19 protein-coding genes are annotated in these 18,831 nt (G+C 35.6%); 1 reads left to right on the top strand and 18 read right to left on the bottom strand.

What is annotated here, in order from left to right; genetic code table 11:
- Positions 1-37: 37 nt before the first annotated feature.
- The 3 genes from DW1_RS01245 to DW1_RS01235 all read right to left on the bottom strand — a co-directional run bounded on the left by DW1_RS01245 (position 38) and on the right by DW1_RS01235 (position 4,278).
- Positions 38-1,867 carry a 5'-nucleotidase C-terminal domain-containing protein gene (locus DW1_RS01245; RefSeq protein ID WP_074348795.1) on the bottom strand — a complete coding sequence of 610 codons (1,830 nt, stop codon included), beginning with the start codon at positions 1,865-1,867 and terminating at the stop codon, positions 38-40.
- A 185-nt stretch (positions 1,868-2,052) separates the two neighbouring features.
- The gene (gene murA, locus DW1_RS01240; RefSeq protein ID WP_074348794.1) at positions 2,053-3,309 is read right to left on the bottom strand and encodes a UDP-N-acetylglucosamine 1-carboxyvinyltransferase; all 1,257 of its coding nucleotides are present in this window, start codon (positions 3,307-3,309) and stop codon (positions 2,053-2,055) included.
- Between the two features lie 186 nt (positions 3,310-3,495).
- Positions 3,496-4,278, bottom strand: a complete 783-nt coding sequence (locus tag DW1_RS01235) for a YwmB family TATA-box binding protein (protein WP_074348792.1) — start codon at positions 4,276-4,278, stop codon at positions 3,496-3,498.
- Positions 4,279-4,627: 349 nt separating this feature from the next.
- On the opposite strand from DW1_RS01235, the gene DW1_RS01230 reads away from it, so the two are divergent.
- Positions 4,628-5,113, top strand: coding sequence for a hypothetical protein (locus DW1_RS01230; protein ID WP_074348791.1), 486 nt, complete (start codon positions 4,628-4,630; stop codon positions 5,111-5,113).
- Between the two features lie 121 nt (positions 5,114-5,234).
- On the opposite strand, the gene DW1_RS01225 is transcribed toward DW1_RS01230, so the two are convergent.
- From DW1_RS01225 to DW1_RS01155, 15 genes are all read right to left on the bottom strand, one after another.
- The gene (locus DW1_RS01225) at positions 5,235-5,636 is read right to left on the bottom strand and encodes a F0F1 ATP synthase subunit epsilon (RefSeq protein ID WP_074348790.1); all 402 of its coding nucleotides are present in this window, start codon (positions 5,634-5,636) and stop codon (positions 5,235-5,237) included.
- A gap of 12 nt (positions 5,637-5,648) precedes the next feature.
- Positions 5,649-7,049 (bottom strand): F0F1 ATP synthase subunit beta, encoded by a 1,401-nt coding sequence (gene atpD / locus DW1_RS01220; protein ID WP_074348789.1) that lies wholly within the window; start codon positions 7,047-7,049, stop codon positions 5,649-5,651.
- Between the two features lie 102 nt (positions 7,050-7,151).
- Positions 7,152-7,994: an ATP synthase F1 subunit gamma gene (gene atpG / locus DW1_RS01215; protein ID WP_347499692.1), complete on the bottom strand. Its 843-nt coding sequence runs from the start codon at positions 7,992-7,994 to the stop codon at positions 7,152-7,154.
- A gap of 120 nt (positions 7,995-8,114) precedes the next feature.
- The gene (gene atpA / locus DW1_RS01210; protein ID WP_074348787.1) at positions 8,115-9,620 is read right to left on the bottom strand and encodes a F0F1 ATP synthase subunit alpha; all 1,506 of its coding nucleotides are present in this window, start codon (positions 9,618-9,620) and stop codon (positions 8,115-8,117) included.
- A 14-nt stretch (positions 9,621-9,634) separates the two neighbouring features.
- Positions 9,635-10,186: a F0F1 ATP synthase subunit delta gene (locus DW1_RS01205; protein ID WP_074348786.1), complete on the bottom strand. Its 552-nt coding sequence runs from the start codon at positions 10,184-10,186 to the stop codon at positions 9,635-9,637.
- Positions 10,174-10,686: a F0F1 ATP synthase subunit B gene (atpF, locus tag DW1_RS01200; RefSeq protein ID WP_083605450.1), complete on the bottom strand. Its 513-nt coding sequence runs from the start codon at positions 10,684-10,686 to the stop codon at positions 10,174-10,176. Before atpF ends, DW1_RS01205 begins: the two co-directional genes overlap by 13 nt.
- 118 nt (positions 10,687-10,804) lie before the next feature.
- On the bottom strand, positions 10,805-11,074 hold the full coding sequence (gene atpE / locus DW1_RS01195) for an ATP synthase F0 subunit C (protein ID WP_074348785.1): 270 nt from the start codon (positions 11,072-11,074) through the stop codon (positions 10,805-10,807).
- Positions 11,075-11,126: 52 nt separating this feature from the next.
- Positions 11,127-11,837, bottom strand: coding sequence for a F0F1 ATP synthase subunit A (atpB, locus tag DW1_RS01190; RefSeq protein WP_074348783.1), 711 nt, complete (start codon positions 11,835-11,837; stop codon positions 11,127-11,129).
- A gap of 63 nt (positions 11,838-11,900) precedes the next feature.
- Complete coding sequence (locus DW1_RS01185) at positions 11,901-12,308, bottom strand: ATP synthase subunit I (RefSeq protein ID WP_074348782.1); 408 nt, start codon at positions 12,306-12,308, stop codon at positions 11,901-11,903.
- Between the two features lie 4 nt (positions 12,309-12,312).
- Positions 12,313-12,537: an AtpZ/AtpI family protein gene (locus tag DW1_RS01180; RefSeq protein WP_074348780.1), complete on the bottom strand. Its 225-nt coding sequence runs from the start codon at positions 12,535-12,537 to the stop codon at positions 12,313-12,315.
- Between the two features lie 278 nt (positions 12,538-12,815).
- Complete coding sequence (locus tag DW1_RS01175; protein WP_074348779.1) at positions 12,816-14,168, bottom strand: short-chain fatty acid transporter; 1,353 nt, start codon at positions 14,166-14,168, stop codon at positions 12,816-12,818.
- A 162-nt stretch (positions 14,169-14,330) separates the two neighbouring features.
- Positions 14,331-14,990 (bottom strand): CoA transferase subunit B, encoded by a 660-nt coding sequence (locus DW1_RS01170; protein WP_074348777.1) that lies wholly within the window; start codon positions 14,988-14,990, stop codon positions 14,331-14,333.
- Positions 14,990-15,643 carry a CoA transferase subunit A gene (locus DW1_RS01165; RefSeq protein ID WP_074348775.1) on the bottom strand — a complete coding sequence of 218 codons (654 nt, stop codon included), beginning with the start codon at positions 15,641-15,643 and terminating at the stop codon, positions 14,990-14,992. Before DW1_RS01165 ends, DW1_RS01170 begins: the two co-directional genes overlap by 1 nt.
- A 170-nt stretch (positions 15,644-15,813) precedes the next feature.
- Entirely contained in the window at positions 15,814-16,992 is a 1,179-nt protein-coding gene (locus tag DW1_RS01160; protein WP_074348774.1) for an acetyl-CoA C-acetyltransferase, read from the bottom strand.
- 399 nt (positions 16,993-17,391) lie between these two features.
- Positions 17,392-18,828, bottom strand: a complete 1,437-nt coding sequence (locus DW1_RS01155) for a sigma-54 interaction domain-containing protein (RefSeq protein WP_242942414.1) — start codon at positions 18,826-18,828, stop codon at positions 17,392-17,394.
- Positions 18,829-18,831 lie beyond the last annotated feature (3 nt).

The raw sequence follows: 18,831 nt of genomic DNA, 5'->3' as shown, positions 1-18,831 counted from the left end.
ATTAAAAGGAACGACCAAAATAGTCGTTCCTTCAAAATTAGTTCGCTGGTATTAGTATTTTTTGTCCTGGGAATATTAGATGTGGATTTTTTAAGCTATTGAATTCAGCTAGTTTTTCCCAAGTTGTTCCGAATTGTCTTGCTATTCTCCATAAAACATCTCCTGCTTTTACTACATATGTTTGTGTAGTAGCTGCCGCTGGTTCTTCTGCTACTGGTTCTTCTACTTTTAGTTCCTCTGCTTTTGGTTCTTCAACTACTGGTTGTTCTATAGCTGGCTCTTCTATTACTGGTTTTTCTTCTACTTTTACTTCTGCTTCTATTAAATAGTCTACTGGTACTGGTGTGATTACTTTAGCTTCTTTTATAGCTTCTACTAGTACATCTCTAATTGGTATGTATGTGTCTACTACATTTCTTGCATTTGAGAAGTCATATCCATCTCCACCTGTAATAAGAAAGTCATTAGTTGTAACAGTATAATATTCTTCCATATCTATTGGTGTACCATCTTCAAGAGTAATTTTGGTAACTCTGTTTCCATGTTCTGCATTCTTATCAAATTCTACTATAAGTCCTGCAAATTGTCCATTCCCACGATCTGGATGGTTTATTCCATGGTCAATAGCTTTTTTTAGATCAGAACCTTTTAACTCCATAGTTACTAGTTGATTGTCAAAAGGCATTATTGCATACATATCCCCCATTGTAATGCTACCTTTTTCTAGACTTTCTCTAAGTCCTCCACCATTTTGGATAGCTACTTGAACTCCAGCCTTTTCTTTCATAACCTCTGAAGACCATCTTCCTAGCAGTGTAACGTTTTCTTCTCTACTATTATGAGTAAAATCACCAGCTGCTTCACCAATTACTTCATCTAATATTGGAGATAACTCATCATTAAAAGCGTCCCATAACTCTTGTCCTTCTGGATCAGGGACTATTTCAGCTGCTTTGCTTGCTAAATCATCATACTTAGCTACTATATTCACTACTTTGTTATCTGCACCTAGTTCAATGGATAGTATTGCTAATCCACGACCGTTTTTGTATCCCTGAGCTATTGGAACACCATTAATTTCTCCTGCTACTATTAAGTGACTATGTCCAGAAATAATACCATCTATTCCTTCTACTGATGCTATCTCTTCAACACTACCCTTAACTACTTTAGTTTCTGAATCTTGTTCAGAATCAAGATGTGTAAGTGCTATAATAACATCTGGAATACCTTCTTCTGCTTTACCTGCTTCTAAGAACTCAATCCAAGTTTTAGCTGCTTCTACAGGATCAGTAAATTCAAACCCTTCTACATACTCAGCTTTTGCTAGAGTAGTAGTTTCCGGATGTGCTAAACCTATTAAAGCTATTTTAATTCCGCCTGCTTCAACTATTTTGTATGGTTTTGCCCATTCTACTGGTTCTCCAGTTGTTTTGTCTATAATATTAGCAGCTAGGAAATCAAATCCACCTTCCTCTGCCCAACCTGGTATGAGTTCTGCTCCCCAGTCAAACTCATGATTTCCTACTGCCGAAGCTACAACACCCATAGCCTTCATCATTGCAGTTACAGGCTTACCATGAGTTAAATTTGACATAGCAGTACCTTGGTAGCTATCTCCTGCAGATACAAATATTGTATTAGGGTTTTGCTCTAAAAGTGTTTTAGAGTAAGCTATCATTTTTGCCATACCTATATCTTTACCTAAATCTGTTACATTACCATGAAAATCGTTAAAAGAAACGATGTCCACAGTTACTTTTTCTGCTTCCTCTGCATACGCTCCTGTTATTGGAGCAAATACTAGCCCTAGTACCATCGTAAGCATTACTAATAGGCTTAGAATTCTTGTTTTCTTTAAGTTCATTTAACATCCTCCTCTTGCATTTTATTTTTTGCATATTATACTGCACATACTAAATCTTATTCTACAAAGTGAAGAAAATTCCTGCCAAAACCTAAAAGTTTGTGCAAGATCAGCCAATAACTTTTCCAGCAGTCAAACAATAGTAGAAGAGTAGGGGAATTAAAAAACGAGGTTGCCCTCGTTTTTTAATCTTCTTTCCTATATATTTTGGCTCCTAAGTTAGCAAGCTTTTGTTCTATGTCGGTATACCCTCTATCTATGTGGTATATATCGCTTATTTCTGTGGCTCCTTCTGATACTAATCCTGCTAATATAAGTGCTGCACCTGCCCTAAGGTCTGTAGCCTTTACTGGTGCTCCCATCATCCTATTAGTACCTTGTATAATTGCGCTTCTTCCATCTATTTTTATATCTGCACCCATTCTCTTTAGTTCATCTACATGCATATATCTATTTTCAAATACTGTCTCTATCATTACACTTGTACCTTCAGCTATACTCATAAGTGCCATAAATTGCGACTGCATGTCAGTAGGAAATCCTGGATATGGAAGAGTCTTTACATCAACTGCTTTAATACCATTGTTAGCAATTACTCTAACATTGTCTTCTCCTTCTTCTACTTTTACTCCTGCTTCCATAAGCTTAGCTATTATAGGCTTAATATGACTTGGTATCACATTTTCTATTAAAACATCTCCTCCAGTAATTGCTGCTGCTACCATGTAAGTGCCTGCTTCAATTCTATCTGGAATCACTGAGTGCCTTACCTTACCTAGCTCTTTTACACCTTTAATTTTTATATTATTGGTGCCTGCTCCTTTTATGTCTGCTCCCATTTTATTAAGATAGTTAGCTAGATCTACTATTTCTGGCTCCATTGCAGCATTTTCTATTATGGTCTCTCCCTCTGCCAGAGTAGCTGCCATCATAATATTTTCTGTAGCTCCTACACTTGGAAAGTCAAGATATATTTTATCTCCTATAAGTCTATCTGCACTAGCCTCCACATATCCATGACCCACATCTATCTTTGCTCCCAATGCCTTAAACCCCTTTAAATGCAAGTCTATAGGTCTTGTTCCTATTGCACAACCTCCTGGGAGAGATACTCTCGCTCTACCCATCCTGGTCAATAAAGGTCCCATTACTAAAAAAGAAGCCCGCATTTTTCTCATTAACTCATATGGTGCTTCAATATTTGCAATCCTTGAAGAGTTGATTTCTAGACTGTTTTTACTGACTCTATTTATGTCTACACCTAAAGATGCAAGTACCTCACTTATAACATCTACATCATCTAATGCTGGTATATCTTCAAGAGTACACACCTCTGAAGAAAGAAGTGAAGCCGCTATAATCGGTAATGTAGAATTTTTTGCCCCACTAATCTTTACTGAGCCTTTTAAAGCTGGGCTCTTTTCAACAATTATCTTTGGCACGTTGTCTGTTCCTCCCTTTATGTTCTTTTGTCTGAGCAACTTTCTAGTACACCCCTATCCTATATTAAGTATTAGATACTTCACTAGTAGCTCAGGATGACAATTTCTCAATTTTCAATCTTATTTTCTAAAACTGGTTCCTTCGCTTAGAATAACAGTTCTTGATTTTAATTTTTAATCGTCTCTCTAGTATCCTATTGTAATAATCGGGTACCCCATAGTTATATATGTTTTCCCCTCATATTCATTATAGCTCAATGCAATGTTTAAATTCATCTTTTTATTTCCTGTATATAGTATTTTATCTAAGTTTGGTGAATAAGCAGAGATACTTACAATATCTTCTTCTATCAAACCTTCCACCTTATAACCATCTGCTACAGAAAGCGCTTTTGTTATTTTTTTAATCATATCACTCTTATTCAATTCTCCCTCAAATGTGCCAATAATGCAATAGGTAAATTCTGCTTTGATGTTGTAACTTTTATACAAACTATTAATTTTCTTTATAATCTTGTCAGTTTCATCATAATCTCCATAAACTGAAACATCTACTACAATACTAGTTTCTGCATTATTTTTTTCCTTATCCAAGTAAGAATACAGTATTATTGTTATGTTATTATCATCTTTGTCTTTCCCATATGCAAATAGATGTGAGCTATTAAAGGTTTCAGTATGAGAACTTAAGTATTCTTCTCCATTATGTGGATTTATTGCTAGCTCAGTTAAGTCTAGTTTACCTAAAATATCTTGTATCATGACTTTTAAGTGCTGGTCATCCTTATATACTTCGTTTATTATACCATTAAAATTGAGGTTAAGGCTAGAAAAATCTGCTCCTGTTTCTTCAAAGACTTTTACTAATAGTCCTTCATCCTTAAGATTTTCTTTTTCTGCATATGTAGAATTAATAAATGTCAGTATTACTATAAGCCCAATTAATAAAAAGTTTTTTATAATTTTCATGTTCTGCCCTCCATTATAACTATAGCTTAGCCGTATTGTAGAAATAGTTTAGCGACTGTTTAACTAATATCCAACTACTGCTTAGCTATTTTCCCTTATCTAGACAAATCGAGGAAAGGACTCAAATAAGCAAAAATGTAAAGGGGGACAAAACATTTTTGCCGTGTAACCATCCTTCCCTCTATTTCAAGTATTAACATTTGGTAGGGGATTTTATACATAGAAAAATTATAAAAGTTTTAAGAAAATTATAGCAAGTTAACAAAATTGAGGAACTTTAGCAAAGACTGACTTAGGCTATAAGTTTAAAATAGATTGTGATGATTCTATTTGTCCTAATAAAATTCAAATGTCAGATCTAATTGAAGCTACCTTCTATACAGAAGCTGATAAAGTAATATATGAATTTGAAGCAACTATAAAATATATAGGAAATAGAAATATATATATATTAAATCTAAATCCTATATTATCATCTAGTTATTTTAGTTTATTATGGGATCTGAATGGAAAGTTAACATTTAAGAATTCAATATCTACTGGAGTTACCATAAGTAAAATAGGCGGTGATTCCCTAAGTTTTTATGTAGATATAAATCATTTCAGAAATAAAAACATCTTAGATAATGCAAATACTATAACAATCAACTTTGCTGATAGTACAGAGATAATTGTCCCAGGAAAAATAGTAAAAACTTTAAAAATTGGACATAAATTATACTGTGATTTTAAATATTTGAACATTCTTGAAAGTAATAGGGATCAGATATTCAAACAGTTATTTAAGAAACAAACTGAATTTAGAAAAAGCATATTTAGTGCAATGCTGACGTAGAGGTAAAAAAATAAAAGAAAATCCGTAGACTTGACAGAACGCCAAGTCAAGAGCAAGGGGATAGGACCTCCCCATTTGCTCTGTTAGGATTTTCTGAGGTTTTGAACCTAATTTTTTATACTTATTCTTTTTCTTCAGCTACTCTAATTCTATTTACTGCCTTTCTAAGAGCAATCTCTGCCCTGGCAACATCTATATTATCTCTTCTTTTTAGCCTTTCTTCAGCCCTTTGCTTTGCACCCTTTGCTCTATCTATGTCTATTTCTTCAGGCCATTCTGCTGCATCTGAGATTATAGTTGTCTTTTCATTGCCAACCTCTACATATCCTCCAGCAATGGCTGCTATTCTTATTTTGCCGTCTTGTTTTATCTTAATCTTTCCTATATCAAGAGGAGTAACTAATGGTGCACGACCTTTTAAAATACCTAGGTCCCCTTCTACACCTCTTACGATTACCATGTCTACTTCTTCTTCAAAGAACTTTCTATCAGGAGTTACTATTTCTAGCATAAAACCTGCCATTTATAGCACCTCCTAATATCCCATTTTCTTAGCTTTTTCAACAGCTTCGTCTATCGTTCCAACAAATAGGAATGCAGACTCTGGTAAATTATCATGCTTACCTTCAAGTATTTCCCTAAATCCTCTTACAGTTTCGCTAATAGGTACGTATTTACCTGGCATACCTGTAAACTGTTCTGCTACGTTAAATGGCTGTGATAAGAAACGTTGAATTCTTCTTGCTCGTGCAACAGTTATCTTATCATCATCAGATAGCTCATCCATACCTAATATGGCTATAATATCTTGAAGCTCTTTGTATCTTTGTAGTATCTCTTGTACTTGACGAGCTACTCTATAGTGTTCTTCTCCTACTATTAATGGATCTAGAATTCTAGATGATGAATCTAATGGATCAACTGCTGGGTATATACCTAGCTCTGATATAGCACGAGAAAGAACTGTTGTAGCATCTAAGTGAGCAAATGTAGTCGCTGGTGCAGGGTCTGTTAAGTCGTCAGCAGGTACATAAACAGCCTGAACTGATGTAATAGAACCCTTTTTAGTTGATGTAATTCTCTCTTGTAGTATTCCCATCTCTGTAGCTAGTGTAGGCTGATATCCAACTGCACTTGGCATACGTCCAAGTAGCGCTGAAACCTCTGACCCTGCTTGTGTAAACCTAAATATGTTATCTATAAATAGAAGTACGTCCTGTCCTTGTACATCTCTAAAATATTCTGCCATTGTAAGTCCAGTTAAAGCAACTCTCATTCTGGCTCCTGGTGGCTCATTCATCTGACCAAATACTAGTGAAGTCTTGTCAATAACTCCTGACTCCTTCATTTCATAATAAAGGTCATTTCCCTCTCTAGTTCTTTCACCAACTCCTGCAAATACTGAAAGCCCTCCATGCTCTGTTGCTATGTTATTAATAAGCTCCTGAATAAGAACTGTCTTTCCAACACCTGCTCCTCCGAAAAGACCTATTTTACCCCCCTTAGCATAAGGTGCTATAAGGTCTATAACCTTGATACCTGTTTCAAATATTTCAGTTGCTGTTTCCTGCTCTTCAAAAGATGGTGCTGGTCTGTGAATCGGGAAGTTTTCTTTAGCCTTTATTGGCTTGCCATTATCTATAGCTTCACCAAGGACATTAAATAGTCTACCTAAAGTTTCTTTTCCTACTGGAACTGTTATAGGGTTTCCTGTATCTATTGCATCCATACCTCTTACAAGGCCATCTGTAGAAGACATGGCAATACATCTAACAGTATCGTCGCCTACGTGTTGTGCTACTTCTGCCACTACTTCAACGCCGTTTCCTTTTATCTTTATTGCGTTGAGAATACGTGGCAAGTTATCTTCGTCAAATCTTATATCCAATACAGGTCCGATTATCTGAATTATTTTACCTACGTTTTTTTCGGCCATTCATTTCACTCCTTTGCTTATTGCATTAAATGCGAAATCCTTCACGGACATACCCTTCGTCACACTTAGGGTTACAAGATCAAATTTTAAATTTTCAATTATTTATTTAAGCGCTTCCGCTCCACCTACTATTTCTGATATTTCTTGTGTTATTGATGCTTGACGTGCTCTATTGTAGCTTAGCTCTAAGTTCTCTATCATCTCTTCTGCATTGTCTGTGGCTGCTTCCATGGCAACTCTTCTAGCTCCTTGCTCACTTGCAGAAGACTCAATTAAAGCTCCATATATGGCACTATGGATATATTTAGGAATTAAATAGTCAAGTACTACCTCTGGAGAAGGCTCATATTCTACTAATGTCTTCGTACCCTGTTCTTCTTCTCCTATACCTTCTGCAGGTAAAAGCTTTAGCACTGCTGGTTCCTGTGACATTGCGCTTTTAAATCTACTATATATAATATTTACTTCATCTACTTTACCCTCTTCATAAAGCTCTATGGCAAGGCTACCTATACTGCTGGCATCTATAAAGTGTGGCTCTTCAGAAATATTTAGGAATTCTCCAGCTATATTATATTTTCTTCTTCTAAAGTAGTCTCTACCCTTTTGTCCAACAGCTAATATAACGTCTCGCTCCTTGTCGCCTATCAGGCTTTCCGCAAGTCTTATAACATTACCATTATATCCACCTGCTAAGCCCCTATCTCCAGTTATGACTATAAAAGCCTTATTCTTTACTTCTCGCTTTTCAAGCAAGGGATGCTTTATTCCGGTTGTAGATGAAAGAATTTCTTGGATGCTTCTAACTAGTGTTTGATAATAAGGTCTACTCATCTCAAGTCTTTGTCTAGCCTTTCTAAGCTTAGCTGATGAAACAAGCTCCATTGCCTTTGTTATCTGCTTAATACCACCAACACTTTTGATTCTTCTTTTGATATCCTTCATCGATTGAGCCATGTGTGATCACCTCTCTTCTCTTTGAATCACAGGTGGACGACCAATGGTCGCCCTATGGGCTGGCGTGGATACAGGCTGGCAAAACCAGCCTCTTCACAGAAATCAACCCTACATAAAGCTTTTCTTGAATTCCTCTATACCTTTAACTAGCTCTTTCTCTATTTCCTCTGTTAGCTCTTTTTTCTCAACAATTCCCTTACCTACTTGTGGATAGTTACTTTCCATAAAGGCTAAGAATTCATTTTCAAAATTCCTTATTCTATCTAATGGAATATCTGAAAGATATTTATTAGTAACTGCATAAAGTATCATCACCTGTTTTTCTACAGGCATTGGACTATATTGAGGTTGTTTAAGAATCTCCATAATTCTCTCACCATGGGACAATCTTTCCTCAGTTTCTTTATCTAGATCTGAACCAAACTGAGCAAATGCTGAAAGCTCTCTATACTGAGCTAGTTCAAGCTTAAGTCCTCCAGACACCTTCTTCATAGCTTTTATCTGTGCAGCTCCACCAACACGAGATACAGAAAGTCCTGAGTTAACTGCAGGTCTTTGTCCTGAGAAGAAAAGCTCTGTCTCTAGGAATATCTGTCCATCTGTTATAGATATAACATTTGTTGGTATATAGGCAGATATATCTCCTGCTAGTGTTTCTATTATTGGAAGTGCAGTTATAGAACCTCCACCGTATTTTTCATCAAGTCTTGCAGCTCTTTCAAGAAGCCTTGAGTGTAAATAGAATACATCTCCAGGGTAAGCCTCACGTCCTGGTGGCCTCCTAAGTAATAATGACATCGCACGATATGCAACTGCGTGCTTAGATAAGTCATCATATATTATAAGTACGTCTTTTCCCTTATACATAAATTCTTCTGCCATAGCAACACCAGCATAAGGTGCTATATATTGAAGTGGTGCTAGTTCACTGGCAGTAGCTGAAACTATGATTGAATAGTCCATAGCTCCTTTTGATTCTAAAGTGTTAACTATTTGAGCTACTGTAGATCTTTTCTGTCCTATAGCTACATATATACAAATTACATCTTGTCCCTTTTGATTTATAATAGTGTCTATTGCTAAGGCTGTTTTACCAGTCTGTCTATCTCCTATTATAAGCTCTCTCTGCCCCCTTCCAATTGGTATCATAGAGTCTATAGCTTTGATACCAGTTTGAAGCGGTACAGAAACTGACTTTCTTTCAATAACTCCAGGTGCATTTGATTCAACTGGTCTAAATTTATCTGTGTTTATTGGTCCCTTTCCGTCTATTGGCTGACCAAGTGCATTTACAACCCTACCTATTAGACTATCTCCTACTGGAACTTCAACTATTCTTCCAGTTCTCTTAACTGTGTCACCTTCTTTTATATTTTCATCAGAACCTAAAAGAACGCAACCTACATTGTCTTCCTCAAGGTTAAGAGCCATACCGTATACTTCACCAGGGAACTCTAAAAGCTCTCCTGCCATACAGTTTTCAAGGCCGTGAATTCTTGCTATGGCATCCCCAACTTGAATTACTGTGCCTACATCTACAACATCTATTTCTTTCTCGTATCTTTTAATCTGCTCTTTTATAATTGAGCTGATTTCTTCAGGTCTTAGATTCATTTAGTTCTTCACCCCTATCCTATTCTTACTCTTTGCGTATTTAAGTCCTTGTAAAGCTTTTCAAATCTGCCCTTAATACTTGCGTCTATAATTTTATCTCCTATCTTTACAAGAACTCCACCTACTATGGTGCTATCTATTTCATTTGAAAGAAGAACCTTTTTGTCTAATTTCTTAGATAGTTGATTTTCCAGCTTCTTCATTTCTTCTTCATCCATAGGAATTGCAGTAATAGCCTTGGCCTCTACTATTCCTTGACTCTCATTAGATAGTTTTGTGTACTCTTCACTAATCTGAGTTAAATAGGCCTCTCGACCTTTATCTATAACTATATAGCATAGATTTATAATCTCTTGTGATACTCTATCCTTAAAAATAGAGTTTATAATGTCTTTCTTTTCATCCTTTGAAAGCTTAGGGTGCTCAAATATGGTTTTTAGCTTAGGCTCGCTATTTAGCACCTGTGATATGGCTTTTATTTCTTCTTTAAATACTTCAAGTTTATTAAGTTCAAGAGCAACTTCAAATAGGGCTTCGGCATACCTTTTTCCTACTAATTCTGCCATTGTGCTTCCCCTACCTCATCAACAAACTTTTTAATCATATCTTTATGAGCCTTTTCATCTAAGCTTTTCTCAACTACTTTTTCTGCTGCCATCATAGCTATTTGAACAACCTCTGACTTTAGTTCAGCCATGGTTTTTTCTTTTTCTCTTTCTATGTCATTTCTTGCTTTAGCTAGTACATTACTAGCCTCTGTTTTTGCTTCCACTAAGATTTGATCCTTAAGCTCTTCGCCTCTCTTCTTAGCAGATTCTACTATGCCTCTCGCTTCATTTTTAGCTTCATCTATTCTAGCCTCATATTCTTTTCTTAGATTTTCAGCTTCTTCTCTTTGAAGTTTAGCTTCTTCTATGTCTTTCGCTATTCTTTCTTTTCTAGCAGCTAAGAATTCTGAAACTGATTTAAATAAAAAATGTCTCATTACCAAAAATAGTACTATTGTCGCTGCTATCTGTAGCGAAAAATTGACCAGATCTGGTAATACATTTATTTGAATATCCATGCTTTAAGCCTCCCTTCCTTGCTATGAAGTGTATATAAAATGGCTTTCCATATGTTTTAGTCTTAACAATGAATGCAGAAACAAGAGATGGGCTTTATTCCCCACCTCTTTGTATTTTCTATAGTGCTCCCATTAGTGGTCTTACGAATAGTAGGATAATACCGATAACTAATCCGTAGATACCAGTTGTCTCTGCAACTGCCTGACCAAGAAGCATAGTTTGGATAATGTCTCCTTTAGCTTCTGGTTGTCTACCAACAGCCTCACAAGCTTTACCAGCAGCATATCCCTGTCCAACTCCAGGACCTATACCTGCTATAAGTGCTAAGCCTGCTCCTATTGCTGAACATCCTAATATAAAAGCTTCGTTTGAAATTCCTTGTATCATTTTATTTCCTCCTTAAATATCAAAATATTTTTATAATTAATTTTATTTGAAACTATTTTGTTGCTCCTTCAGGCTCCTCATCGGCCATACTACTAGATATGTTTACCATTGTGAGCATAATAAATATAAATGTTTGAATTAAACCTGAGAATAAATCAAAATATGCATGTAAAATTGGTGCTACAAAAGGTGTTATAACCATTGATATGCTATTTAAAGCACTGTAGACAAGTGACATAATGATAACACCACTTAGAATGTTTCCAAATAAACGGAAAGACAATGAAATTGGTGTTGCTAACTCTCCTAATAGGTTTATAGGAAACAATAGTGGGATAGGTTCAAAGAAGCCTTTTAAATAGCTTCCTATTCCTTTTGTCTTGATTCCAAAGAAATGAATCAATACAGTTGTGATAATTGCTAATGCTAATGTGACACTATAATCTGATGTGGGCGGTGTGAAGCCTAATAGCCCAAATAGATTAGCACAGGCTAAATATAAGGCTAGTGTTCCAATAAAAGGAGCAAAGCCTATTCTAGTTGGACCCATGGTAGTTTTAACTAAAGACTCAATAGTTTCTACAAAAATTTCCATAACATGTAATAGTCCACTAGGTTTTTCTTCTATGCTTGCTTTTTTTATTTTTCTACTTACAACAATAGAAAGTATTGATAGCAAAATAACTATAATCCACGAATTTACGACACTGTCATGTATATAGATTTGTGTCCCAAAGGCTGTAAACGTAATCCCAGGTGCCATGTCTCTTACCTCCTTTCATGTAAAAGTAGTTAGTAGTTATATCTTCAAAGAATCAGCTGGATATTAGCGACCAGCTTTATTTTCTTTTTTAGACTTATTAAATATAATATCATAAAATGGACTTGATAATATAACAATTTTCACCATAAAAAGACCTAAAATTGCAGTATATAAACTTATATAATCTGCTATCGCAGAAATCGTTAACATTATTCCATAAATTATATATCTTACAAAATAGTTTATCACTACGTATCCTACAGCCCTATTTTTAGGCATATTGACAGCTTTTTCAAAAGTAAGTCCCATAAGTCTAAAATTCAACACATTTATTGATGTACTAAAAATTAACCCATATATGTATTGTTTAGGATTTGGAAGTATTAATAAAATTATTCCTGAAATTATCAGTGCTAATACTAATGCTCTTATTATTATTTTTTGCTGATAATTTCCTTCAAACATTCTCATTATATCACTTCCTTTTGTTACTTCCTACTGTAATTTTAAACAAAGTTACAAATGCCGAGATTATTCCTAGGATAATAAAAATTATAAAAAAAAGTATTCCTGTACCTATTTTTTTATCGATAAATGTACCTAATAAGCCCCCTCCTAGTATAGGGACTAGCATTGATATGCCTATTTGAGATACGAGAACTAGGTTCTGTAGAATTTTTGAGTTTCCATTTGATTTCAACTTTAAACACCCCAGTTCATATGGAGATTTGCCCACTTTTAATAAAAAAGTTACAAATCGCATATTCTTGTCTATTTTTAAATAAGTAACAAAATCCAGATTTTAGTCTGTTATTATTTTGTCCTATATTTGATACTATATAATATTTTGATATGGTTTTGCAAGGGTTTTTGCCAAACATAAAAAAATACCTCCAAGTAAAAAATCTAATTTTTAATTAGACTGTCTACTTTGGAAGTATCATATCAATCCCTCTGATTTTTTAATTCCATATCTTTTTAAAATATCAATAAAACTGCACTTATAACTAGTCCGGAATAAATTAAATCTATTAGGCAATAACCCATAATATCTCTCGCACCTAATTTAGCTATTCCTAGTGCTGGAAGGGCCCAGAATGGCTGAATCATATTAGTCCACGCATCTCCCCAAGCTATGGACATGGCAGTCTTAGCTGCAGGTACTCCAATATCTAATCCTGCTGGCATCATAATAGGAGCTTGTACTGTCCATTGCCCACCACCTGAAGGTACAAAGAAATTAACTAATCCTGCACTCCAAAATGAGAATAGTGGGAATGTTTTTGGTGTAGATATGGCTACGAACATTTCTGACATTTGACCTGCTAATGATACACCCTCTGCATTTCCACCGGTCATCATACCCATTATACCTGCATAGAATGGGAATTGCAGTATAATACCACCAGTTCCTTTAGCTGCCTCCCCTAATGCATTTAAGTATCTTCTTGGTGTAATGTGAAGTATTATTCCTAGAGTCAAGAATATTAAATTAACTATATTTAGATTTAAGTCAAAACCTTTTGTGCTAAAATGATAAACAATATATGAAAGACCAAGTAAGCCTATTATCATCGAAAGAACAGGGCTGTTTTCCATTTTTTCTGCAGGAGTCATGTTTTCTTTTGCAACAGCAGTCTCCTCTTCAGGTTCAGTTAATAGCTCTGGGTCTACAGCAAAAACCTTGTCTGGAGTTGGATGCATTGCTTTATTTATTAATGGTAATGTGATTATAAGAATAGCGGAAATGATTAAATTGAATGGTGCAAATATTGTTTGAGTTGTTGGTATTATTTCTGTAACTGCACCAGAAGTAACCTTTGCTAATTCTTGTGCATCTGTAGCTAGTGAAAGTGGTATGGAACCTGATATTCCACCATGCCATACTAAAAAGCCTGAATAAGCAGCCGCGATTAAAAGTCTGTAGTCAACGCCTTTTACTTGTCTTGCTAATTCTCTAGCATATAATGCCCCGACAACTAGTCCAAATCCCCAGTTAATCCAGCATGCAATACCAGAAACTAGTGAAACCGCAAGTATTGCTTGACCTGGAGTTTTACAGAACGATGCTAACTTAGAAAGTCCTCTTTTAATTACTGGTGCACTAGCTAGTGTGTGTCCTGTAACCAATACAAGCGCCATTTGCATAGAAAATAGAAGTAAACTCCAAAAACCGTTACCCCAGTGCACTACCATTTGTAGTGGTCCTTGACCTGTAGCGATAATACCTAAGATAAAAACAAGAATAGTAAGAATTGCAGCAAATAAGAACGGATCTGGAAGGTACCTCTGCACAAGTGCAACGCAGCCATTTGTAATTTTTTTGAACATACTATCTCTCCTTCTTTTTATTAATAGCAAGCTCGAGACAAGATAGTAAATGAAATTATCATACTGAACGTTGCGAAGAATCTAATAGAGAGATTCTTCTCTAACGCTCAGTATGACTGGAATATAATCAGGAACTTAAATGTCTCTTGCCCACTTAGAGGTTTAAATATTCATTACTTTTAAGTCCTCTGAGATAATTAGTTCTGCTTCTGTTGCTGCAATTACATCTTCTACTGTTGCTTCTGGCCCTAATTCTTTAAGAACTAATCCTTTTTCTGTCACTTCTATAACTGCCATCTCTGTGACTATTAAATTAACCTCTCCTGCCGCTGTCAATGGAAGAGTACATTCTTTTAATATTTTTGGATTGCCTTTAGCTGTATGCTCCATTGCCACTATGACTTTCTTTGCCCCAACTACTAGGTCCATAGCTCCTCCCATTCCTGGCACCATTTTACCAGGAATCATCCAGTTTGCTAAGTTCCCTTTTTGGTCTACTTGAAGGGCACCAAGCACTGTGGCATCTACATGGCCTCCTCTAATTATTGCAAATGACATTGAGCTATCGAAAAATGCTCCACCTGGTTTTATAGTTACAGGTTGTCCTCCTGCATTTACAAGATCTTTGTCTTCTTGTCCTGGCTCAGGAGCTGGACCTAAGCCTACAAAGCCATTTTCTGATTGGAATGTTACATCTATATCTTCTGGAATATAGTTAGCAACAAGAGTAGGTAAGCCAATACCAAGGTTTACAACATCACCGTCTTTTAGCTCCTTTGCTACTCTCTTAGCTATAATTTCTCTTATCATATTTTTATCCATTATTCATCCCCCCTAACTATATAGTCTACGAAGAGTCCTGGAACCTCGACTACGTTTGGATCTATTTCTCCAACCTCTACTATTTTTTCTGCTTCAACTATTACTACTTCAGCAGCTGTTGCACCAAATTTGTTGAAGTTTCTTGTAGCTTTATTGAAGAAGATATTTCCTTTCTTATCTACGATAGAACCAAATATCAATGCTACATCTGCCTTTAATGGTTTCTCTAGCAGATATTCTTTTCCATCTACTTCAATTTTTCTTTTTCCTTCTTCTACTACTGTACCTATTCCTGTAGGTGTTAAGAATCCTCCTAGACCTGCTCCACCTGCTCTAATTTGCTCTATGAGAGTTCCCTGTGGTACAAGGTCTACTTCTAATTCTCCTGCATTCATCTGATTTCCTGTTTCTGGATTTGTGCCTATGTGAGATACTATTGCTTTCTTAACTCTTTTATTTACTATTAATTTACCTATGCCTACCTCTGGGAATGCAGTATCATTAGCAATAATAGTAAGATCTTTAACACCTTTTTCTAGAAGAGCATCGATAATCTTGTGAGGATTACCTGTTCCAAGAAATCCTCCTATTATTACTGTCATACCGTCTTTAACATGCTCTAAAGCTTCATTCATGGACACGATTTTGTTCATATTGCACCTCCGATAAAGTTATCATAATAATTCTAAAAGAAAGAACCTTCTCCTAATCAGGATGACAAACTGATTGTCATTCCGGACAAACGTAAGAAATCTCACCTTTTATTCTCAATTCCACTATCTTTTCTAATTTTCAATCTTTTATTTTCAATTATCTTTTAGCCTTATCTCTCCACTATAACCGCTGTTCCTTGTCCTCCACCTATACAGAGTGTTGCAAGACCTGTTTTCGCATTTCTTCTTTCCATTTCATAGATTAAGGATATAAGGATTCTAGCTCCCGATGCACCTATTGGATGACCTAGAGCTATAGCTCCACCATTTACGTTTACTTTTTCAGGATTTAATCCTAAGTCTTTTACTACTGATAGTGATTGTGCTGCAAATGCTTCGTTTGCTTCTACTAGATCTAGTTCATCTACTGTTAAACCTGCTCTCTCTAGTGCTTTTCTAGTTGCTGGTACAGGTCCATATCCCATTATCTTTGGATCCACTCCTGCTGATGCATAGGATTTTATCTTTGCTAATGGCTTTAGTCCTAGTTGATCTGCTTTTTCTTTTGACATGATTATTAGCATTGCTGCTCCGTCATTAATTCCTGATGCATTTCCAGCTGTTACTGTTCCGTCTTTTTTGAATGCTGGTCTTAGTTTTGCTAGTTTTTCTATAGTAGTACCATGTTTTGGATATTCATCATCTGCTACTATTATTGGATCACCTTTTCTTTGTGGTACTTCTACTGGAACTATTTCATCTTTAAATTTTCCTTCCTTTTGTGCTTTTTCTGCTTTTAATTGACTCTCTAATGCAAAATTATCTTGCTCTTCTCTTGTTAGCTTCCACTGTTCAGCTATGTTTTCTGCTGTTATTCCCATGTGATAATTGTTAAATATATCAGTTAATCCATCGTGAACCATGTAGTCTACTACCTTACCGTCTCCCATTCTATGTCCCCATCTTGCACTTGGTATTAGATAAGGAGCGTTTGACATACTTTCTGTTCCTCCTGCTAACACTACATCTGCGTCTCCTAGCATAATAAACTGAGCCGCCATACTAACTGATCTTAGTCCTGAACCACATACTTTGTTTATTGTAGTTGCAGGTGTAGTGTCTGGTAGCCCTGCAGCTATTGCTACTTGTCTTGCTGGATTTTGTCCCAGTCCTGCTGATAGAACGTTTCCAATGATGACTTCATCAATGTCTTCAGGCTTGATACCTGCTCTTTTTATCGCTTCTTTAGCTGCTATTGCACCTAAATCAATTGCTGACAGTGAAGTAAATGCACCTCCAAAGCTTCCTATTGGTGTTCTAGCTGCACCAACTATTACTACTTCTCTCATTGAAAAGCCCTCCTTTATATTGTGTTATATCTTTTTATATAGCAATCTCTGTGCCAATATCTGATGTTTATTAAAAATGGCTTATTTCCAATATCATAATCAAATCTGCAAATTTGTATTCGAATGTTAATTGTCAGAAAATTTAAATATTGTAGAAAATTATCTACAATATTTCAGGTTCCTTTTGACTTAAAGGGTATAATTCAACAAAAATAGATGTAGCCAGACTTCTACAAAAATAGATTCTTTGTAGAAGTCTGGCTACATCTATTGGTAGCTTCCTCAATAAATTAGTACTGTTTGTTTTAAGATTATCCTAGCAGTAGTCAAACAATAGTTTGCCATAGCTTTTCATTTGTTAATTCTTATTTCTTAATTTTTATTATGATAAATTTTTAATTATAGTTTTGTAATGTCCAACCCATATGCACCTAGCTTCTTGTACAAAGCTGTTCTGTGAATACCTAGCATCTTTGCTGCCTCTGTTCTGCTTCCTTTAGCTTTCCTGAGTGCTTCTTTTATGGCTTTTATCTCAGCCTGTGCTACTATATCCTTAAGTAAAAGTCCTTCTTCTGCATTTATTTTCTCTTTACATGAATGTTGTACCATATGTTCAGGCAAATGCTCAGGATAAATTACTTTTCCTTTTACAAGGTTCAAAGCTGATTCTAATACATTTCTAAGCTCCCTTACATTACCAGGCCAACTATAGCTCTGTAAAATATCCATAGTTTCAGGAGCTATTTCTTTAGAATCTACCCCAATTCTATTAGATAAATCTTTTATCATATGTCTAGTAAGAAGAGGTATATCATCTAACCTTTCTCTCAAAGGTGGGACATTTATTCTTATGACATTAAGACGATAATATAAGTCTTGCCGAAACTTTCCTTTAACTATAGCTTCCTCTAATTCTTCATTTGTTGAGGCTATCACTCGTATATCTAGTCCTATTCTCTCTGTACCACCTATCCTTTCAAATTCTCTTTCTTCTAAAACCCTAAGTAGCTTTGCTTGCATTTCAAGTGGCATGGTTCCTATTTCGTCTAGTAGTACTGTACCACCATTGGCTATTTCCAGCTTTCCTAACTTGCCTTCCTTTTTAGCTCCTGTAAAAGCTCCCTCTTCATATCCAAAAAGCTCTGCCTCTAAAAGCTCCTTAGGTATAGCTGCACAATTTATCCGTACAAAGGCTCCATATCTTCGATGGCTGGCTTTATGAATTCCATGAGCAAAATATTCCTTACCCGTTCCACTTTCTCCTTGAATCAATACTGTAGAATTGCTTTCAGCTGCTCTCTTAGCTACTTCCTTAAGATGGTTCATTCTTTTACTCTGAGTTATTATATGGTCAAATGAATAAGTAGCTTCGTGCATCTTTTTAATTTCGCCTTTGTATTTATTGAAGGTCTTTTCAAATGTTTCTATTCTTTGAATCAGAGGCTTAAGCTCCCTAACATCCTTAAAAACTACACTCCCTATTGCTCCTATTACCTTTCCATCCTTTACTACAGGAATACGAGTAGCTATCATGTCCTTGCCCTGTATCTTTTGAATATCATTTATTTCTTTTTTTCCTGTTTTAATGACTATAGGTAGCCTTGTATTATCTATGACTTCATCCACATGCCTTCCTATTACATCCTTTTCTTTTATACCCATTAACTTTTCATAGTTAAATTTAAGAATTTTCCCCTCAGTGTCTACAAGAACCATACCTTGATACTCATGATCTAATATGTCCTTCATGACATCTAGGCTTTGTGCTAGCTTTTTTAATTCATACTGAATGGCTTCTTCTTCCTTGGTTTTATTTAAGATATCTTTAGACTCCACAAT

Origin of the sequence: Proteiniborus sp. DW1, from assembly GCF_900095305.1 — a bacterium.
Classification (GTDB): domain Bacteria; phylum Bacillota; class Clostridia; order Tissierellales; family Proteiniboraceae; genus Proteiniborus.
This window is presented reverse-complemented; position numbering and strand designations above follow the sequence as displayed.